Raw genomic sequence first — 17,082 nt, forward strand, 5'->3', positions numbered from 1 at the left:
ATTCCTCCCGAGATAATCGATGCTAATCAACCCCTCTGTCAGGCAAATTACTCGCTGTCGGAAGCTATACCACGCTGAGCAGCCTGAAACAGCAACCGCGCCGTTTCATCCAGCTCTCTCTGTTCGCGGCGCTCCTGTTCCTGACGCTCCTGCTGCGCGCGGCGCTCAACGACGCTCTCAATGCGCCGATGCTCCGCCCACCGCCCCAACCACTGCTTATGAAGCTGCTCTACTCGCTGCTGCTGATCGCTAATACCTTGTCTTTGCTGATCCACTGCTTCATCGAGCCGACAGAGAAAGGCGTGGAAATCACGCAGCCGCGATGCTTCAATGGTCCCCTCGCAGACCAGTCGGCGCCGATAATCCTGGCGCATATGGAGGATATTCTCGAGTTGCCCCTGGCTCTCCTGCAGTTCACTGCGCGCCTTGGCAAGCTCCACCGCTGCCCGCTCTTGACGCTGCTGGGTCAACCTCTCAACCGGGCGTAGCTTCTTTGAGCCGCCGCTCATCGCGACCTCCTGGATTTTATCTATTACGATCTGTCAGTTACTCAGGCTGCCTCACGCAGTAAACGCTGCAATGAGGCCAATGACTCAGAAAAATCGACTGCCTCGCTCACGTCTTGCTGCATAAATGCCCGCATGTGGGTTTGGTAGGCTATTGCCTGATCAACTAAAGGATCGCTGCCGCGCTGGTACGCCCCGACACTTATCAGATCCTCGTTCTGGCGGTAGGCCGAATAGAGTTCGCGGAAGCGCTGCGACAATTTCTGATGCTGAGCTGTTGTCAGCGACATCATCGCCCGGCTGATGGACCCCTCCACATCTATGGCCGGGTAGATCCCGGAGTCTGCGAGGGACCGGGACAGAACAAGGTGGCCATCTAGTATAGCCCGGGCCGAATCGGCAATCGGTTCCTGCTGATCATCCCCTTCAACCAGGACTGTGTAGAACGCCGTTATTGACCCACTGCCCTCAGGGCCATTGCCGGCGCGCTCTACCAACCTGGGGAGTAAACCAAATACCGACGGTGGATAGCCTTTGGTTGTCGGCGGCTCACCTATGGCTAGACCAATCTCACGCTGGGCCTGGGCATAGCGCGTCAATGAGTCCATTAGCAGCAGGACGTTATAGCCTTGGTCGCGAAAGTACTCAGCAATACTGGTAGCACGCATAGCGCCGTGCAGGCGAAAAAGCGGCGAAGTATCCGCAGGCGCCGCCACCACAACCGCCCGCGCGAGGCCATGGCGCCCCAAGATATCGCTGATAAACTCGCGCACCTCACGTCCCCGCTCGCCGATTAGCCCGACTACCACAATGTCAGCTGTCGTATAGCGCGTCATCATACCGAGCAGGACGCTCTTACCCACACCGGAGCCGGCAAACAGGCCCATCCGCTGGCCGCGCCCCACCGTGAAGAGCGCATTGATTGAGCGCACGCCGACATCAAGCGGCGATTCTATAGGTGCCCTTTCCAGCGGATTGATCGGATCAGAGACAAGAGGAGTCCTTTCTCGTACTTTGAGCGGGCCACGCCCATCAATTGGCGCCCCCTCGCCGTCGACCACACGTCCGAGCAACCCCTCTCCGACCTTGACCTGTGCTGCCGTGCCCCGCGGTATTACGCGAGCACTAGGCATGACGCCATGCAACTCACCTGTCGGCATAAGATAGAGGCTATCGCCGGAGAACCCGACTACTTCCGCCTCGACGCCAGAGTTACCGTCCTCTATGGTACAGCGCGAGCCCAGTGGGGCTCGACACCCTTCAGCCTCCAGTGTTAGCCCCACAATCCGCCGTAACACCCCTTCAACCGGGGGACGGACCGGCTCCAGCTCGCCCACCCGCTGACGCAAACGCTCTGTCCAAGCCCTGGCATCAGCCTGCGCTTCACTCATGTCTCGCCATCCTCGCGCTTGCGCCTGGTCCCCCGTCGCCGGCGAGAAGATCTATCGCGCTTCGTTTTTTGTTCTGCCTGACCAGCAGCATGAGACTGCTCACTGCCACCGCTAGATTGATTTGCAGGAGCATCAGCGCTTGATGTTGCGCTCGACTGATCGGCGGTACTTGCTTCCGCGCTATTGTCCGTCTGGGCAGGGGCGGCTTCTTCCTGCTGCTGCTCAGCTTCACCGCGATAAGTGCGCACAACCTCCTCAGTCTCCTGCGTAGCATGGGCATCGCCGAACAATTGCTCAGCTACAGCCTCAATCCGCCGCTCCACACTTGCATCAACGCGGGATGTCTCGGTGCGAACTACACAACCTCCATGGCTAACCTGTTGGTCAGCGACCATAGTCCAGCCCCGCTGCTGAGCATCTGCGCCGAGTTGTTCCTCAATAAATCCGATTTCCTCGGGGTTGACATGGACACTAATCCAGCGGTGATTGGCCGGCAACTCTTTGAGGGCACGGTTAACCGCTGATTCAGCATGGGATGGGTCCCGGCGCAGCTCGCTCAGCACCATCCGCTTGGCAATGCCAAAGACTAGATGGGAGAGTTCGTCTTCTATTTCGCGATCGAGTTTTTCCAAGGGGCGGCCAAGGGTATCTAACAGTGTCCGCAGACGCCTCACCAACTGTGCACCAGACTTGCGGCCATCCTCTTCACCGGCCTTGAGGCCTTCTGGATAGCCGGCGTGAAACCCCTCAAGTTTCCCTTCTCTATGCCCTACCTTATAGCCCTCTTTACGCGCCTGAGTACGGATCTGTTCGATCTCTTCCTCGCTCGGCAGGGCACGCCGAGCCTCATCCTCCTGTTTAAGCCGCTGGTAGACGGCTTGGCGCTTCCTCTCACGCTGCCTGCGCCGCTTTTCGAGTTCCTCCTGGCGAGCGCGTTCCTGCTCCTCAAGTTCTAGCTGACGCAGGCGCTCGCGCTCAGGCTCATCAAAGTCAGGGGTCTCCCAGGTCTCTATGCCATCCAAAGCCTCACCGGGAATCACTCGGAATCTCTTGTTGGTGTTATCCATCACCACCCCCGGCCCGGACAAAGACCGACATCACTTACAGAACACCCGGCCACATAGCGTCTTTGAGGACATCAGGGCACTACAGCTGGATGTCTTACCAAGCCTAGACATATTGCTCTGTGCCACTAGCCAGGTTGATGGTCCCCTCGTCGGCGAGGCGTTTAGCCGTGGTAAGGATCTCTTTCTGCGCACCTTCGACATCGCTCAAGCGCGCCGGACCCATCGCCTCAAGCTCTTCCTGCAGCATCTCGCCCGCACGCCGTGACAGATTATTGAAGAACTTGGTCTGTAGCTCCTGGCCAGCACCTTTCAAGGCGAGGGTCAGCGAGCCGGTGTCAAGCTCACGCAGCAGCTGCTGCATGGAGCGGTCGTCCATTTGTTTAAGGTCCTCGAAGACAAACATGAGCTCTTGAATACGATCAGCAAGATCTTCATCAAGCTCTTTGACACTATCCATAATGGCGCCTTCGGTCTGCGAATCCATATTATTGAGGATATCCGCTGCAGACTGCAGACCGCCGATGGTTGAAGATTTGAGCCTCTGCTGGCCAGAAAATTGTTTTTCCATGATCTCGTCGAGCTCCTGTAGGGCACGCGGCTGGATACCTTCAAGGGTCGCTACACGCATTACTATGTCGTGGCGAATCCGCTCCGGCATTTCGGCCAATACTAGTCCGGCCTGGTCGGGCTCCAGATAAGAGACCACTATGGCAATTATCTGGGGGTGCTCAAGGCGGATCATCTCGGCTATAGTCCGCGGATCGAGCCACTTGAGCTGATCAAGTCCGCGGGTACTGCCGCCCATGACGATGCGATCGATGATCGAACCCGCTTTCTCCTCGCCGAGGGCTTTGACCAATGTGCTGCGGATAAAATCGGTCGAGCCGATCCCCAATGAGGTCTGTTCGGCAGCGGTATTGATAAACTCATCAAGTACTTCATCGACTTGCTCGCGGCTTATCTTGCCGACCTGCGTCATGCCCAAGCCGAGCTTCTGGACCTCGCGCGGCCCGAGATAGCGCATAATCTCGGCAGCCGCATCCTCACCGAGGGTTAACATCAAAACTGCCGCTCTATCCGAGCCTTTCATTGTTGACATGAGCAGCCACCATTAACGGTTTTCTTCTTCTTCCAACCACGCCTTGACGGCATTTGCCGCCAGCTCAGGCTCGTTCTCGACAAGCTCTAGTACTGCTTGCAACTTGGCCTCGTAGGGGCGCTCGCGCATATCGCTGAGCTGTTCTCCGCCCAATCCAGCCAAGCGCATAGCTACATCACTTTCATCTCCGCCACCCTCACCAGCCGGGCTCTCCAGCGCCTGCTGATCGCCTTCCGCAGTATCTTTATCCTCTTCCTCTTCTTCTTCACCGCCAAGGACCCGGTTAACAATCGGGCGGATGGCTACTATATATATCAGCAAGCCTATCGCAGCAAAGACGGCAAGACGGATTAGATCGCGTACCCACTCCTGCTCCCAGACCTCCGGCGGCGGCTCAGGTGGCTCGACGATCTCCGCAAAGGGCACAGTAACCAAGCTCACTGCGTCGCCACGCTGAGCGTCATAACCTACCGCATCCTGAACCAGATTCTCGAGTCGATTCAACTCCTCGTCGCTCAACGCCTCGCGGACAACTTCGCCTTCCTCACCTTCGACGTAGCGGTGATCTACGAGCACACCCACAGTCAAACGGTCAAGGACGCCCAAAGCCGGCTGGGCTTCGGTCAGTGTCCTACCGACTTCCCAATTGCGAGTCTCATCAGAGCTAAACGGTATACCGCTGCCTCTGGCATCAGGGCTATCCGGGTCCAATTCCCCCGGACCAGGAGGTTGATTAGTCAGTGCCCCGGGGATGCCAATAGGCCAAGTATAGCCACCGCCGCTGCGCTCTCCCATCTGCTCGCTACGGATAGCGCTACGCTCAGGATCGAAAAACTCTTCAACCTTGCGCCGTGAATCGAAATTCAGACGCGCGCTTACTTGTGCCCTAACCCTATCTGGCCCAATGATCGGCTTGAGTAGATCCTCCACCCGCCGCTCGATACGCTCTTCCACGCGGCGAGTGAGCTCATGTTGCTGCGCAGCAGCTGTTGCTTGGGTCGGCTCGTCATCGGTGGTAAGCAGGCGACCGCGATGATCTACGACACTGACATTCTTGTGACTGAGATCCGATACGGCACTGGCGACCAGGTGGACTATCGCATCCACCTGTCGGCTCGGCAGCTCCCTATCCTCTCTGAGTTCCAAGACTACTGAGGCTTGAGCCTCACGCCGATCACGCACGAAAACAGATTCCCGGGGACTATCGAGGTGTACTCGCGCTGACCTAACCTCGCCTAAGGCCTGGATAGAACGTGCCAACTCCGTCTCCACGGCCCGATCAAAACGAGTATGCTCCATGAACTCGCTGACCCCGAACCCCGGGTCTTCCTCGAGCATTTCGTAGCCGAAACCAGACCTGCTCGGTAGTCCTTCTGCTGCGAGAAAGATCCGCGCCCGGTGAACCTGCCCCTCAGGCACCTGTATATCTCCGGTGCGCTCGTCAAAATCTACTTTCACACCCTGTTCTTCAAGGGCGTTGATTATCTGGGAAGCATCTTCGGAGTCTAAGTCAGAATAGAGGGTGCGCAACTCAACCGGGCTTTGCGCCCAAAAGAATAGCGCCACGCCTAGTCCAAGCACACCAATAAGGCCAGCAACGAGGCCCAACTTACGTAGCGGGTTCTCGCCCAGCCACGCCTCAAGCCACTCCTGCCAATTATCAGGCAGAAGCCTCCCGAGACCGGAGGAGGAGGAACTACCCTTCTCGTCACCGGCTGATTCTGGCGAGCCGTTTTCTACCGGAGATGGCGGTGGTGCGCCATCCGACTCGGCCATTGCCCGGCTCTCAGCCATGGCGTACCCTCACGAACCTATACTTGCATATTGGAGATTTCTTCATAGGCTTCCAGGAAGCGGTTACGCACCTCCTTCATGGCCTCGAAAGAGAGCTGCGCCTTTTGTGAAGAAATCATGACATCGGTTAACTGGACATCCTCTCCGCGCATGTATGCGTCTTTGAGATCAGTCGAGTCGACTTGGCGATCATTGACATGCTCCACGGCCTGACGCAAAAGGCTCGAGAATTCTTCCACGGGGGGGGCATCTTGCTTATTGGTTGCCGCCGCCGATTGCTGCTGGCCACCAATAGAACGCATCTCTGCAAGTGCTTGCTCAATGCGAAAGTCGGACATGGCCGGGTCCTCAGTTACCGTAGACGTAGATATTAGTCGAAGCGCTGCCCCGGTCGGGTACTTCGACGCCTTCTTGACGCATCCGCGCCAGCTTGTACCTCAACGTCCTGCTGCTTATACCAAGACGGGCTGCAGCCTCTTTGCGATTGCCGCCTACCGCAGTCAATGTCTCAAGGATTAGCCTATACTCGCGGGTCTTCAAACCCTCTTCAAGAGTCTGCCCGGAAGCTTCCTGACCTGACCGCTCCGGGGTATGTGGCTCCTCATATCCCGGAGCCACTGGAGCCGATTCAATTCCTTTAGGGATTGTTGGTTGCCACGGCTTAGCAGCATGATTGGGCTCAAACAGCGCCCCCGGGCCGCCTTCTACTGCACGCACTGCCTCATTCGTCCAATCAGGTACCGACTGCGGCTGAGGCTCCAGCGAGACTGGATCGAATTGGATCGCACCACTATCGATTTTATCGCCATCGGCGAGTATCAATGCCCGTTGGACAACATTCTCCAATTCACGGACATTGCCGGGCCAAGTATGCTGAATGAGCTTGCGCTGCGCGTCGGAGGTGAACTCTACCCCTGCTGCCCCACCCAATTGGGCGTACTTGAGGGCGAAGGACTGGGCCAAGGGGATAATGTCTGCCAGTCGATCACGTAGAGGGGGCAGATGTATCGGGAATACGTGGAGGCGATAGTAAAGATCCTCTCGGAATTTGCCCAACCGCACAAAATCACGTAAGTCGCGGTTGCTGCTCGCTAGTACCCTTACATCGAGCGGGATCGGTTTATGGCCACAGAGTCTCTCGATCTCCTTCTCTTGAAGGGCACGCAGCAGCTTTGCCTGCAACCCAAGGTCTATCTCGGAGACCTCGTCCAACAGCAGGGTTCCGCCCTGGGCCTGCTCAAACTTGCCGGAGTGGGAGCGGTTCGCCCCGGTAAAAGCGCCTTTTTCAAAGCCAAACAGCAGAGCCTCCAGCATATTCTCCGGGATCGCTGCACAGTTGACAGCCACAAAAGGCCCATCAGCCCGGTGGGAGCGCTCGTGTATGTAGCGGGCAAAGACTTCTTTGCCCGTGCCGGACTCACCAGTCAATAAAACCGTCACATCTTTTCCGGCAACTCTTTGCGCAAGTGCGATAAGTTGCCGACTGCTCTTATCTTCGGCTATCAGCTCCGGGCCGTTGTCAGTCACTCGGGAGACGGCTGCCGCCAACTCATCTGCCGCCGATTGCTCGGCCACAAAATCTGCCGCGCCATCACGCATCGCGGCCACTGCGACTCCTACTTCTGCTGTTGCAGAGACCAAGATAACCGGGGGGGCCATCGGGTGCCTGACAACCGATCGCCAGTCACTACCATCACCAGCACCTTCGCAGTAGACAATAGCCGCGAGGCCACCCTGATCAAGCATTCTGTGCGCGGCATCAGGACCCTCAGCCGCAACGGTGGTAAAGCCAGCCCTGGCCAAGTGTCCGAGTTGCTCGGAACGTCTGTCCGCATCGCGGGATACAACGAGCACACGCTGCTGACCCATGTTTCTCCCCCTAAGCAATGAATCGCCTACTGCGGCCGCTGCCGCCACACCGCAGGAATGGCGCCGCGCTCGCATCCGCACCTGTACATCAATCAATAACAGGCGGGAGCACTACGGCCGGCCACAAAGCACCGAACGAGATTAGTTTACGGGGAAGGGAGTGATCAGTCAAAGCCGCGTGTACAAAAAAGAAACAACAACGCAGCCAGAAATCACGTGCATGGAATGTTGTTTTGGCTTTAACCTGGTGACCCAGATCCACTAAATGCCACGATTAACCATTAGGAATTTTCTATTAACCACCGTCTGATGTCTGCCTATAAGCATCGCTAGCGGTACGTAACTGCATCTCTTTGCGTGATTCGTCGCCGAGACGATCGCGCTCGGCCACCATGAGCTTGCGAACCTTCTCCTCAATCTCCAGCGACTCAGCCAAGCACTGCCTAGCCCGTGCACTGGAATCAGCTCCAAGTTCATCTGGCATCCCACCAAGTTGCTTGTTACGCAGCTTGTCACGCTCCATAACAGAGTCCCAATCGCCCTGCCGAGCACAACGCAGCATTTGCCTGGTTAGCTCCAAAACCCTCTCGGCATGGAGCTCGACGGCAGCTGCGCCGCCGAGCTCGTCGCGATTTCTTACCATGGCCGGCAATTAGATTTACTGGCCCTGGGCAGCTGCGGCTTGGGCAGCTTCCCTAGTGCGCAGCTCAGGGGGTATTGCATCCCATGCGCTCTTAATCTCACGCATAAGCGAGGCTACTTCGTCAAGGTACTCGACTTCATTTTGCATGTTCGCCTCAACCAAGCGACGCTGCATGTATGAATAAAGCTCCTCGAGATTACCTGCTATGCGCCCGCCTGTCTCGTGATCCAAACCTGAGCGCAGGCCGTCAAGAATGGAGATGGATTTACTGATAAGTTCGCCCTTGGCTGCGACTTCACCTCGCTCCATCGCACCTCGGGCTTGCGCCACCCGATCCAACAGGCCATCCATTAACAACTGAACTAGCCTATATGGGTCTGCGTAGGCGGCACTGGAATAACTACCAACCTGTTGATACTGATTTACGCCGCGATGCATAGACATATCCTATTCCTGTGCTTAGGGGGCGTTGATTTACTACACTTTACTGCTTCTCTTTACCACTCAAGTTATCTATCGGCACATACAACAAAAACTTTAGCAAAGATGACTATTTAATTCTTATTCGTGGCATCCAGGCGCTGCTTTATGAATTCCGACGTCTGATTGAGCTCAGCTACGCGCTGATCCATCCTGGAAAATTGACTACGCAATTGTTCCTCTCGTCTTTCCATGCGCCGATCAAGGCGCTGGCGATCATCATCAATTCGCTCCAGGCGACTCTCCAAGCCATCGGTGCGCATGCTGATGACCCCATCTCGCCCAACCACTTCCTCAAGGACGCTCTCTAGGCGGGCCATGACTCCCCCTTCAGGGTTAGTCATTAGCTCCGTTAGCAACTCAGGGTGCTCTGCGGCCATGCTCTGCATCTGCGCACCATCCAGATCCAGCGTCCCATCGCGATTGGTGCGAATGCCCAAATCACCCAAGGCCCTCAGCGGCTGTCCTGCTAACTCACCAACCGGCTCGGTTATAGCCCTGCTCAGCCGGCTCTCTACATTGCTGAGCGTGGAATCACCCTGCAGGGGAGCAGCTTTCTCTGACTCCGGATCGTATGCGGAAAGCTGATTTAGCTGGCTGCGGACTTGATTGTAGCTGTCAACTAGTCTCTGGATGTTCTCTTCTGCAAGCCCAGTCTGCTGCCTTACCGTCACTCGACTTCTACCCTCTTCGCCAAGCTCAAGGGTCACACCATCTATCGCGCCCTCAATGGTGTTGGTAGGCCGGGTCACTTGCATACCATCTATTGTGGCCACGGCATCAGTAGCCGCCTGTACCTGCTCGAAGGCTCCTACAGCCTGTTGACCTTCGGCAGCCACACCGAACTGCAAGAGAGACAAATCACCCTCATCCTCTTCGCCTTGCTCGGTTCTGATCTGCTGTATGGCGTTCTGCTGGCCGGTTTCTTCGGTGGAGATGGCCAGGCGCGGACCGGCGCCGTCGTCAACCACGGAGGCCCTGAGCCCTTCGGTCTGTTCGTTAATCGCATCACGAATGCCAAGCAAGGTCGCCTGATCTTCATCTATACGTACTAACTGCTCCTGACCCTGACCATCGGCAATTACCATCCGGCCAGTTCCGAGCGGGTCAGAACTATCCTCAAACGCACCACTAGCTGTTGCTATGCGCTGCCCGCGGGCCAGTTGCTCCACCTGTACATCGTGATCACCGGCCGGAGCGCCCTCTTCAGCGCTCGCTTGCACGGCCGAGGAATTGCTGGAATCTACCTCTATACCCGAATAGGCACCAGGGTCTGCCAGTCCACTTATGCCCTCGCGAAACTCGCTAATCGTGCTCTGCATCTGGCCCAGAGCGGAAATCTTCTCCTGAATCTCCTCTTCACGGTTCGCTAGGCGTTTCTCCGTGGGCGCGCGCTCTGCCTGGACCAGATCCTGGACCATCTTGCGAGTATCAATGCCCGTGCCAACATCCATTTGGCTTGGCATGTGCGGCATTTGATCCAGTGCAGTTGGCATAGTTGCCTCTCTAGTTGATCAACTAACCTTGCAGCCTAACAAGGTTCGACCCTTGTATATATCTTTCGTTCCTTCGTCCGCCAGCCTATGACGTTGTCAGTCTGATCAATTCTTCACGCGCGATCATTGAACAGAATGCCGTGAACCTCTTTCATTCTTGCAGCTATCGCCAACATCTCATCCGGCGGTATTTGGCGCACTACATCTTCTGTCCCTCGCACATAAACCGTTACCACTGTCTTGCCGGTTTGATCATCGACGCTAAACTGCAGATCGCGCCCAACCCTTTTGATGAACTCTTCAAACCTCTCAATTGCCTTGGCCAAGGCCTGCGGGTCATCAGCACGATACACGTCGAGTGGTTCGAGCTCATCGAGATGCATCATCACCCGCGGTTCTGCTTTCTCACCTACTTCTCCCGCCTCTACCGAAGTATCGGCATACCTAGCATCACCCCGAGCAGAACCCCCCGATTCTTCCGGCCTGGACTCTCCGGTTTCAACCCGACTCCAGCCTTGACCAGCAGCTACTGCCGAACCGTAACTGTAGATCTCGCTCATACTGCCTCCCCACCCACCCCGCATTCAGGGGGATTGCGGGCCGGGTCACCGTTCAGGCAGTACGGAACTCCCGGCCGTGGTTATTGTTGCAGCAACTGAGTCACCATCTGCGGCATCTGGTTGGCCTGTCCTAGGACCGACGTGCCAGCCTGCTGCAGTATCTCCGTTCGCGTCATCTCTGCGGTCTCCTCGGCAAAGTCGGCATCGCGGATCCGCGAACGTGACTCACTCAGGTTCTCCGAGGAGATGTTCAGGTTATTTATTGTCGCTTCAAAGCGGTTCTGTACCGCACCCAAATCGGCTCGCACCTCATTTATACGCCCGAGAGCGAAATCAACCGTCCGTATGGCATTATCGGCTGCCGCACGGTTTTGAACGTTTATGGTCTCTACCTTACCATCAACTTCCTGGCCGGTAACCACGTAGTTCTTGCCAGAAAGCAAATCTCCATCTGCATCAATCAGGCCGAGCCTGGCTAGATCCTGGTCATCTGCTTCAATCGAAACTGCTCCTTCAAGCTCGCTTGCCAGCTGGATACCACGCTGCACGTGGAGTCCTTCGCCGAAATCGAACTCATCCTCCATGTCCAGGGCCCCATCGACACCATCAGGTATCGCTATAGGCAACTCCCCAACATCGGATCTGCCTATCCGGAAGTCAGACTCCGAGCGAAACTCCACCCGGCCATCGCCAGATACGCGCGCTTCAACGCCAGTCTCAGCGGCCCTGGAGTTTACCGCATCGACCATGTTCTGCAGCGCTTCTTCTGGATCTTCACCCATGTTGAAATTGATCTGCTGGCCGTTGATCTTCAGGCTGGCGCTCTCCTCGGTGCCATCGAAGTTATCTTCAGCAAAGGTGAACTCCTGTGTCGCACGATCCGCCCTGAAGGCTTGAACTCCGGTGACCGGATTACGCTCGTTGATCCTCTCCACAGCCTCTGAGACGCTGCGTACGCCCTCAAGGCTTATTGCGGTACCATTTATATTTATATCGGCGTCACCAAAATCAAGCTCTTCGCTAGCTCCCTCTTGAATCTGGCTGAGCACAGCCTGGCCGTCAATTATCTGGGCTCCAAGCTTCTCGCCGCGCAGATCCATCCCTGAGACACTCAGACTCTGGGCGCGATTCGCCCCGACTTGGAAGATCAGCTCACCGAGAGAGCCATCCAGCACATTTTGCTGGTTGAACTGAGTGTTCTCGGCGATCCTATTCACCTCATCCAACGCAGCCTGCACCTCGCGGTTGAGGGCATCCCGATCTCCCGGGGTGTTGGTGTCGTTGGCCGCCTGCACAGCGAGCTCGCGCACTCTCTGCAGCAGGTTGCTCATCTCTTCCATGGCGCCTTCGGCTGTCTGCGCGAAAGAGATGCCATCGTTAGCATTCCTGGCCGCCTGATCAAGGCCATTGATCTGAGCGGTGAACCGCTCGCTTATCGCCAAGCCCGCGGCGTCATCCCGCGCACTATTGATGCGTAAACCGGATGATAATCGCTCAATGGCAGTCTCCATATCGCCTTTCGAAGCATTCAAGTGGCGCTGCGCATTAAGCGATGCAACGTTTGTGTTGATCACCTGTGCCATGACCCGTCTCCTCAAGTGGACGCCCAAAGCGTCTTTGTCCGTTGACCTCAGCACGAGCCTTCTGTTTGGACATGCAACTCGCGCTCTTGCCCAAACATATCGGCGCTCTTCGGCAAAGCTTTAGTCTTTTGCCGCGCTGCTGATCCAGCGGTAAAAATGTCTCTGACGGGTCTGGCTAATTCTTAATAATCCTTCCCCTTACAATAGTTTGTGATGACTCACCGGAACAACGGACACAACTTGAGAGACGGATACTTGTTTAGCCCTAAGTCGATGCGGGGCCTGGGAGGTCAAGCCAGACCCCGCCGATTTCGACTTACTGCAGTAGCGTCAACACGTTCTGCGGCGACTGGTTGGCCTGTGCCAGCACCGAGGTTCCAGCCTGCTGCAGCACATCTGCACGCGTCATTTCAGCACTCTCGCGGGCGAAATCAGCATCCAGGATGCGTGAACGAGAAGCCTCCATGTTTTCCGAGACGTTCTGCAGATTGCTGGTAGTAGCCTCGAAGCGGTTCTGGATCGCACCGAGGTCAGCTCGCGCCTCGTTTATCCGCCCCAGGGCAAAGTCCACGGTACGGATGGCGTTATCCGCATCGCCCCTGCTAGCCACTGAAAGCGCATCGGGACCACTTACCCGGCTAGACTCAACCTCTAAGACCTCGCCATCTTGATCGGCCAGACCCAACTCGGTCATAAGATCGTTGTCACCGGTGACCTGCACCGGCCGCTCAATGTCAGCGGCAAGCTGAATTCCCCGCTCGAAGCGAACGTGCTCGCCCTCGTCCATACCGAGAGGATTATTGTCCCCCGCTTCGATACGGAAGTCGGACTCGGAGGCGAACTGCACTGTCCCCTCATCCGTCACTCTTGCCCGAACCCCGGTCTCCTGTGAGTTGCGGTTTACCTCATCAACAAACTCGTTAATGTCAGCACCTTCGCTGACGCCAACATGCTGGCCGTTGATCTCAATGCTGGCGCCTTCTTCCCCTGGAGTTTCGTAATCAAACTCCTGAGACTCAGCACGATCGGCCCTAAAGGCTTGCACACCGGTCGACCCAGCAACGGCATTTACCCTATCGGCCACGTCAGATACCTCACGCACGCCATCCATGGAGACTTCGACACCGTTGACACTGATACTGCCCTCAATATCCAGATCACCGTAGGCGCCATCTTCGCCGATTTCACGCTCTATCGCGCGACCATCCATGATCTCGGCACCAAGGTTGTGGCCGCGCACATCAAGGCCGGATACGTTGATGCTCTGGGCCCGGTTGGCACCAACCTGGAAGACCAGCTCTTGCAAGGAACCGTCGAGGACGTTCTGGTTGTTAAACTGAGTCGTTTGAGCAATACGATCGATCTCCATGACCGCTTGCTGAACCTCAGCATCCAGAGCCCGCCGATCCTCTGCAGTGTTGGTGTCGTTTGCCGACTGAACCGCCAGCTCACGGACCCGCTGCAGCAGGTTACCCATCTCTTCCATCGCCCCTTCTGCGGTCTGGGCGAAAGAGATGCCGTCGTTAGCGTTCCGTTCGGCCTGGTTAAGGCCGTTTACCTGCGAAGTAAAGCGCTCACTGATGGCCAAGCCGGCAGCATCATCTGAAGCAGAATTGATCCGCTTACCTGATGACAGGCGCTCTAGAGCCTGCTGTTGATCTGCCTGAGTGGCATTAAGGTGCCGCTGCGCATTCAGTGAAGCGACATTTGTATTGATAACCTGTCCCATAGCTCTTCTCCTCTTACTTTATTTGCCGAGAAGGCCAGGGCGGCAGCCACTTGCCGCCGTCTTGAACCCTACTCTGCCTTCATAACCCATATCGGCCCTTTGCGGCAATCCTTTACCCCCTTAAGCGGCAAAAATTTTCCGCTCTACGGTCGCCCTTGGTTCCTGTCTTGGGCGCGTCGCTTGAGGCCTTAGCCTGCGAAATCAAGGCTTCCAGCCAAACCCACGACTCGGGTGCCACTATCTTGCCACCACTTGGCGGCAAAATAAAACCGTTGCGGCAAAAAAAGGCAAATTTTTTCCGTAGTCGGCAACGCGCCGCCATATGACGAGTGTGCGTGGACTAAGGTATATCGGAAAAAACTGCGCAAGACACGGCATTGCAGCCCAACAACCGCTTCTGCCATGAGGTAATCATCTGCGGCAAATCGTACCAATGAGGCAAAACAAATGCAGAGTATGTTGACTATGCGAATCGTTCTCACTAGCATCATTTAGCCATGTGACGGAGCCTTAAGGCAGTAGGCTTTTTATGGTGCATTGCTTTCTTATAGGGGCCTTAAATGAAACAACCCAACCCTTACCGCATGTTCGGAACCTTAACCAGCACAACAATCCTGGCATGCGCTTACGGCACGGCAAGCGCCGAGACTTCAACAAGACTGCTCGATCGGGTGATGATTACCGGGGATCCGGACCGGATTGAGGAGATACCAGGCTCAGCTCAAGCGCTGGATCGGGAAGCCCTCGACCGGCACAGTCATACCGACCCGCACCGCATCTTGCGTGACATTCCAGGCGTGACCGTGCTCGAAGAGGAAGGCTACGGGCAGTTTCCGCACATCAGCATGCGTGGCACACCGCCAGAGCGCGGCGAGCGAGTGACGATCATGGAGGATGGTGTCCTTGTCGCGCCTGCCCCCTATGCGGCCCCTGCGGGTTACTATTTCCCACCCATAGGCCGTATGGACAGAGTTGAAACCCGCAAGGGCTCGAGTTCCATCAAATATGGCCCGTATACAGTTGGCGGCGCACTGAACATGGTCTCAACCCCGATACCGCGTGAGCGCTCCGGCAAGGCAGACATCCTATTTGGCTCGCATAACGGCAGAAGGATGCATGCCCACATTGGTGGCCAAGAGGGCGAAAACGATCAATGGGGATGGCTCGTTGAGGGCTACACTGAGCAAAGTGATGGTTTCAAGGATCTTGATAATGCCCTCTCCGGACCCAATCAGCCCGAGCCGAATACCGGCTTTGATCGACGCAACCTGATGACCAAGCTGCGCTGGAATAGCGACCCGATGGCCGAACTATACCAAGAGGTGGAGTTCAAGTTCGCTACGGATGAGCGTACCGTCTACGACACCTATCTCGGCCTTACGGAGCAAGACTACGCCGACGACCCCTACCGGCGCTACGCCGGTTCGCAGATCGACGAAATCAATACCGAAAACGACAAGTTCATGTTAAGGCACTACATTCAACCAACCGCCAACGTAGACATCACCACCACCATTTACCGCACTGAAACAGTGCGCAATTGGTACAAGCTCCACGAGGTCTCTGACGGTAACCCCGACAACGGCGGAGAGTTCACCGGCATCGGTGACATCCTCGATGACCCGGAGGAGCACTCGGCCGAGATGGATTGGATCCGGGGCGATATCGCTAGTTGGGATGATGACTCGGTTGGAGATGTGCGAGCCAACAACCGTGAGTATTTTGCCCACGGCCTGGACGTCCAGATGGGCTACCTCTTCGACGCCTTCGGCTGGGAGCACGAGCTCGAGAGTGGGCTACGCTACCACCAGGATGAGGAGGACCGCCTTCAGTGGCACGACAGCTTCGCCATGGAAGACGGGATGATGTACAAGGTAGATGGCTCTAAACGGGATACCCCGGGTGATGTTACCAACCGCCTTACCGAGGCTGAGGCTATCGCCGGTTTCGTGCAGAACACCATGCGTCAGGGTTCCTGGACCGTTACCCCGGGCGTGCGCTACGAGTACGTCGATGTTGAGCGTCGCGACTGGGAAGGTCCGAACCGTAGCTCCGCCAATCTAGATGATGACCGTCCGCGCTCGAACACCTATCGGGAGTGGATCCCTGGCATCGGCGCGGTCTACGACATCGACCGGCGCTGGAGCGTGCTGGCCGGCGTCCACCGCGGCTTCGCCCCCGGCGGATCGGACCCCGACGGTGAGGCTGAGGAGAGCAACAACTACGAGCTCGGTGCCCGCTTCCGCGACGCCTATACCCAGGCCGAGCTCATCGGCTTCTTCAACGACTACTCGAACATAAATGCCCAGTGCACCCAAGTCGGCGGAGGCTGTGAAGATGAGGACGATGTCGCACCGATCGGGGAGGTGGAGGTGTACGGTCTTGAGGCCACCTGGCTCCACGACCTCGGAGCTTCACAAGGCTGGGGCGTCCAGGTTCCCGTGAGCCTGACATACACGCTGACCCGTAGTGAGTTCCGGGAGAACATCGGTAAAGAAGAGGCGCCGAATAATTGGGCTTACGCCCGCAAAGGCGACTCCCTGCCGGAAATCCCTGAGCACGAAATCAACGCCCGCATTGGGCTCGCCCAAGAGGATTGGCGGATCAACTTGGCTGCCAACTGGACCGACTCAGTCAAAGCCAAGGCCGACCCAGACTACTCGCATCAGGAGATCGACTCCCGCGTACTAATCGATCTGTCAGGTGAGTACTACATCACTGAGGACGCTCGTCTGTTTGCCGCAGCGGAAAACCTCACCGATGAGGAGTATGTAGCTCACTGGAGGCCCGCCGGCGCACGTCCGGGCAAGCCGCGAGAATTTTGGGCAGGAATAAAGGTGGACTTTTAAAACAACTCGCCCCCGC

Annotated in this window: 14 protein-coding genes; 1 reads left to right on the forward strand and 13 read right to left on the reverse strand. The window is 56.7% G+C overall.

What is annotated here, in order from left to right:
* Positions 1-47: 47 nt before the first annotated feature.
* From fliJ to HH1059_RS10745, 13 genes are all read right to left on the reverse strand, one after another.
* Positions 48-509 carry a flagellar export protein FliJ gene (gene fliJ / locus HH1059_RS10685; protein ID WP_096410139.1) on the reverse strand — a complete coding sequence of 154 codons (462 nt, stop codon included), beginning with the start codon at positions 507-509 and terminating at the stop codon, positions 48-50.
* 41 nt (positions 510-550) lie between these two features.
* Positions 551-1,897: a flagellar protein export ATPase FliI gene (gene fliI, locus HH1059_RS10690; RefSeq protein ID WP_096410140.1), complete on the reverse strand. Its 1,347-nt coding sequence runs from the start codon at positions 1,895-1,897 to the stop codon at positions 551-553.
* The gene (locus HH1059_RS10695) at positions 1,894-2,964 is read right to left on the reverse strand and encodes a flagellar assembly protein FliH (RefSeq protein WP_096410141.1); all 1,071 of its coding nucleotides are present in this window, start codon (positions 2,962-2,964) and stop codon (positions 1,894-1,896) included. Before HH1059_RS10695 ends, fliI begins: the two co-directional genes overlap by 4 nt.
* A 103-nt stretch (positions 2,965-3,067) precedes the next feature.
* Entirely contained in the window at positions 3,068-4,063 is a 996-nt protein-coding gene (fliG, locus tag HH1059_RS10700; protein ID WP_096410142.1) for a flagellar motor switch protein FliG, read from the reverse strand.
* A gap of 12 nt (positions 4,064-4,075) precedes the next feature.
* Positions 4,076-5,857: a flagellar basal-body MS-ring/collar protein FliF gene (gene fliF / locus HH1059_RS10705; RefSeq protein WP_096410143.1), complete on the reverse strand. Its 1,782-nt coding sequence runs from the start codon at positions 5,855-5,857 to the stop codon at positions 4,076-4,078.
* Positions 5,858-5,874: 17 nt separating this feature from the next.
* Positions 5,875-6,195 carry a flagellar hook-basal body complex protein FliE gene (gene fliE, locus HH1059_RS10710; protein ID WP_096410144.1) on the reverse strand — a complete coding sequence of 107 codons (321 nt, stop codon included), beginning with the start codon at positions 6,193-6,195 and terminating at the stop codon, positions 5,875-5,877.
* A gap of 10 nt (positions 6,196-6,205) precedes the next feature.
* Positions 6,206-7,726, reverse strand: a complete 1,521-nt coding sequence (locus HH1059_RS10715; protein ID WP_096410145.1) for a sigma-54-dependent transcriptional regulator — start codon at positions 7,724-7,726, stop codon at positions 6,206-6,208.
* Positions 7,727-8,021: 295 nt separating this feature from the next.
* The gene (locus tag HH1059_RS10720) at positions 8,022-8,369 is read right to left on the reverse strand and encodes a flagellar protein FliT (protein WP_096410146.1); all 348 of its coding nucleotides are present in this window, start codon (positions 8,367-8,369) and stop codon (positions 8,022-8,024) included.
* A gap of 15 nt (positions 8,370-8,384) precedes the next feature.
* Positions 8,385-8,807: a flagellar export chaperone FliS gene (gene fliS, locus HH1059_RS10725; RefSeq protein WP_096410419.1), complete on the reverse strand. Its 423-nt coding sequence runs from the start codon at positions 8,805-8,807 to the stop codon at positions 8,385-8,387.
* A gap of 116 nt (positions 8,808-8,923) precedes the next feature.
* Positions 8,924-10,345, reverse strand: coding sequence for a flagellar filament capping protein FliD (gene fliD / locus HH1059_RS10730; RefSeq protein ID WP_096410147.1), 1,422 nt, complete (start codon positions 10,343-10,345; stop codon positions 8,924-8,926).
* A gap of 113 nt (positions 10,346-10,458) precedes the next feature.
* Positions 10,459-10,905 (reverse strand): flagellar protein FlaG, encoded by a 447-nt coding sequence (locus HH1059_RS10735; RefSeq protein WP_162549518.1) that lies wholly within the window; start codon positions 10,903-10,905, stop codon positions 10,459-10,461.
* A gap of 80 nt (positions 10,906-10,985) precedes the next feature.
* Positions 10,986-12,488 carry a flagellin N-terminal helical domain-containing protein gene (locus HH1059_RS10740; protein WP_096410149.1) on the reverse strand — a complete coding sequence of 501 codons (1,503 nt, stop codon included), beginning with the start codon at positions 12,486-12,488 and terminating at the stop codon, positions 10,986-10,988.
* A 316-nt stretch (positions 12,489-12,804) separates the two neighbouring features.
* Positions 12,805-14,217 (reverse strand): flagellin N-terminal helical domain-containing protein, encoded by a 1,413-nt coding sequence (locus HH1059_RS10745; RefSeq protein ID WP_096410150.1) that lies wholly within the window; start codon positions 14,215-14,217, stop codon positions 12,805-12,807.
* A gap of 560 nt (positions 14,218-14,777) precedes the next feature.
* Between HH1059_RS10745 and HH1059_RS10755 the strand changes: the two genes are divergently transcribed.
* The gene (locus HH1059_RS10755) at positions 14,778-17,066 is read left to right on the forward strand and encodes a TonB-dependent receptor family protein (protein WP_096410152.1); all 2,289 of its coding nucleotides are present in this window, start codon (positions 14,778-14,780) and stop codon (positions 17,064-17,066) included.
* Positions 17,067-17,082: the final 16 nt, after the last annotated feature.

It is taken from the genome of Halorhodospira halochloris, from assembly GCF_002356555.2.
Classification (GTDB): Bacteria; Pseudomonadota; Gammaproteobacteria; order Nitrococcales; family Halorhodospiraceae; genus Halorhodospira; species Halorhodospira halochloris.

Coding starts and splice junctions, on each gene's coding strand:
- fliS (WP_096410419.1), bottom strand. CDS start 8,807: ATGCATCGCGGCGTAAATCAGTATCAACAGGTTGGTAGTTATTCCAGT.
- HH1059_RS10715 (WP_096410145.1), bottom strand. CDS start 7,726: ATGGGTCAGCAGCGTGTGCTCGTTGTATCCCGCGATGCGGACAGACGT.
- fliG (WP_096410142.1), bottom strand. CDS start 4,063: ATGTCAACAATGAAAGGCTCGGATAGAGCGGCAGTTTTGATGTTAACC.
- HH1059_RS10745 (WP_096410150.1), bottom strand. CDS start 14,217: ATGGGACAGGTTATCAATACAAATGTCGCTTCACTGAATGCGCAGCGG.
- fliE (WP_096410144.1), bottom strand. CDS start 6,195: ATGTCCGACTTTCGCATTGAGCAAGCACTTGCAGAGATGCGTTCTATT.
- HH1059_RS10740 (WP_096410149.1), bottom strand. CDS start 12,488: ATGGCACAGGTGATCAACACAAACGTTGCATCGCTTAATGCGCAGCGC.
- fliJ (WP_096410139.1), bottom strand. CDS start 509: ATGAGCGGCGGCTCAAAGAAGCTACGCCCGGTTGAGAGGTTGACCCAG.
- HH1059_RS10695 (WP_096410141.1), bottom strand. CDS start 2,964: ATGGATAACACCAACAAGAGATTCCGAGTGATTCCCGGTGAGGCTTTG.
- fliI (WP_096410140.1), bottom strand. CDS start 1,897: ATGAGTGAAGCGCAGGCTGATGCCAGGGCTTGGACAGAGCGTTTGCGT.
- HH1059_RS10720 (WP_096410146.1), bottom strand. CDS start 8,369: ATGGTAAGAAATCGCGACGAGCTCGGCGGCGCAGCTGCCGTCGAGCTC.
- fliF (WP_096410143.1), bottom strand. CDS start 5,857: ATGGCTGAGAGCCGGGCAATGGCCGAGTCGGATGGCGCACCACCGCCA.
- HH1059_RS10735 (WP_162549518.1), bottom strand. CDS start 10,905: ATGAGCGAGATCTACAGTTACGGTTCGGCAGTAGCTGCTGGTCAAGGC.
- HH1059_RS10755 (WP_096410152.1), top strand. CDS start 14,778: ATGAAACAACCCAACCCTTACCGCATGTTCGGAACCTTAACCAGCACA.
- fliD (WP_096410147.1), bottom strand. CDS start 10,345: ATGCCAACTGCACTGGATCAAATGCCGCACATGCCAAGCCAAATGGAT.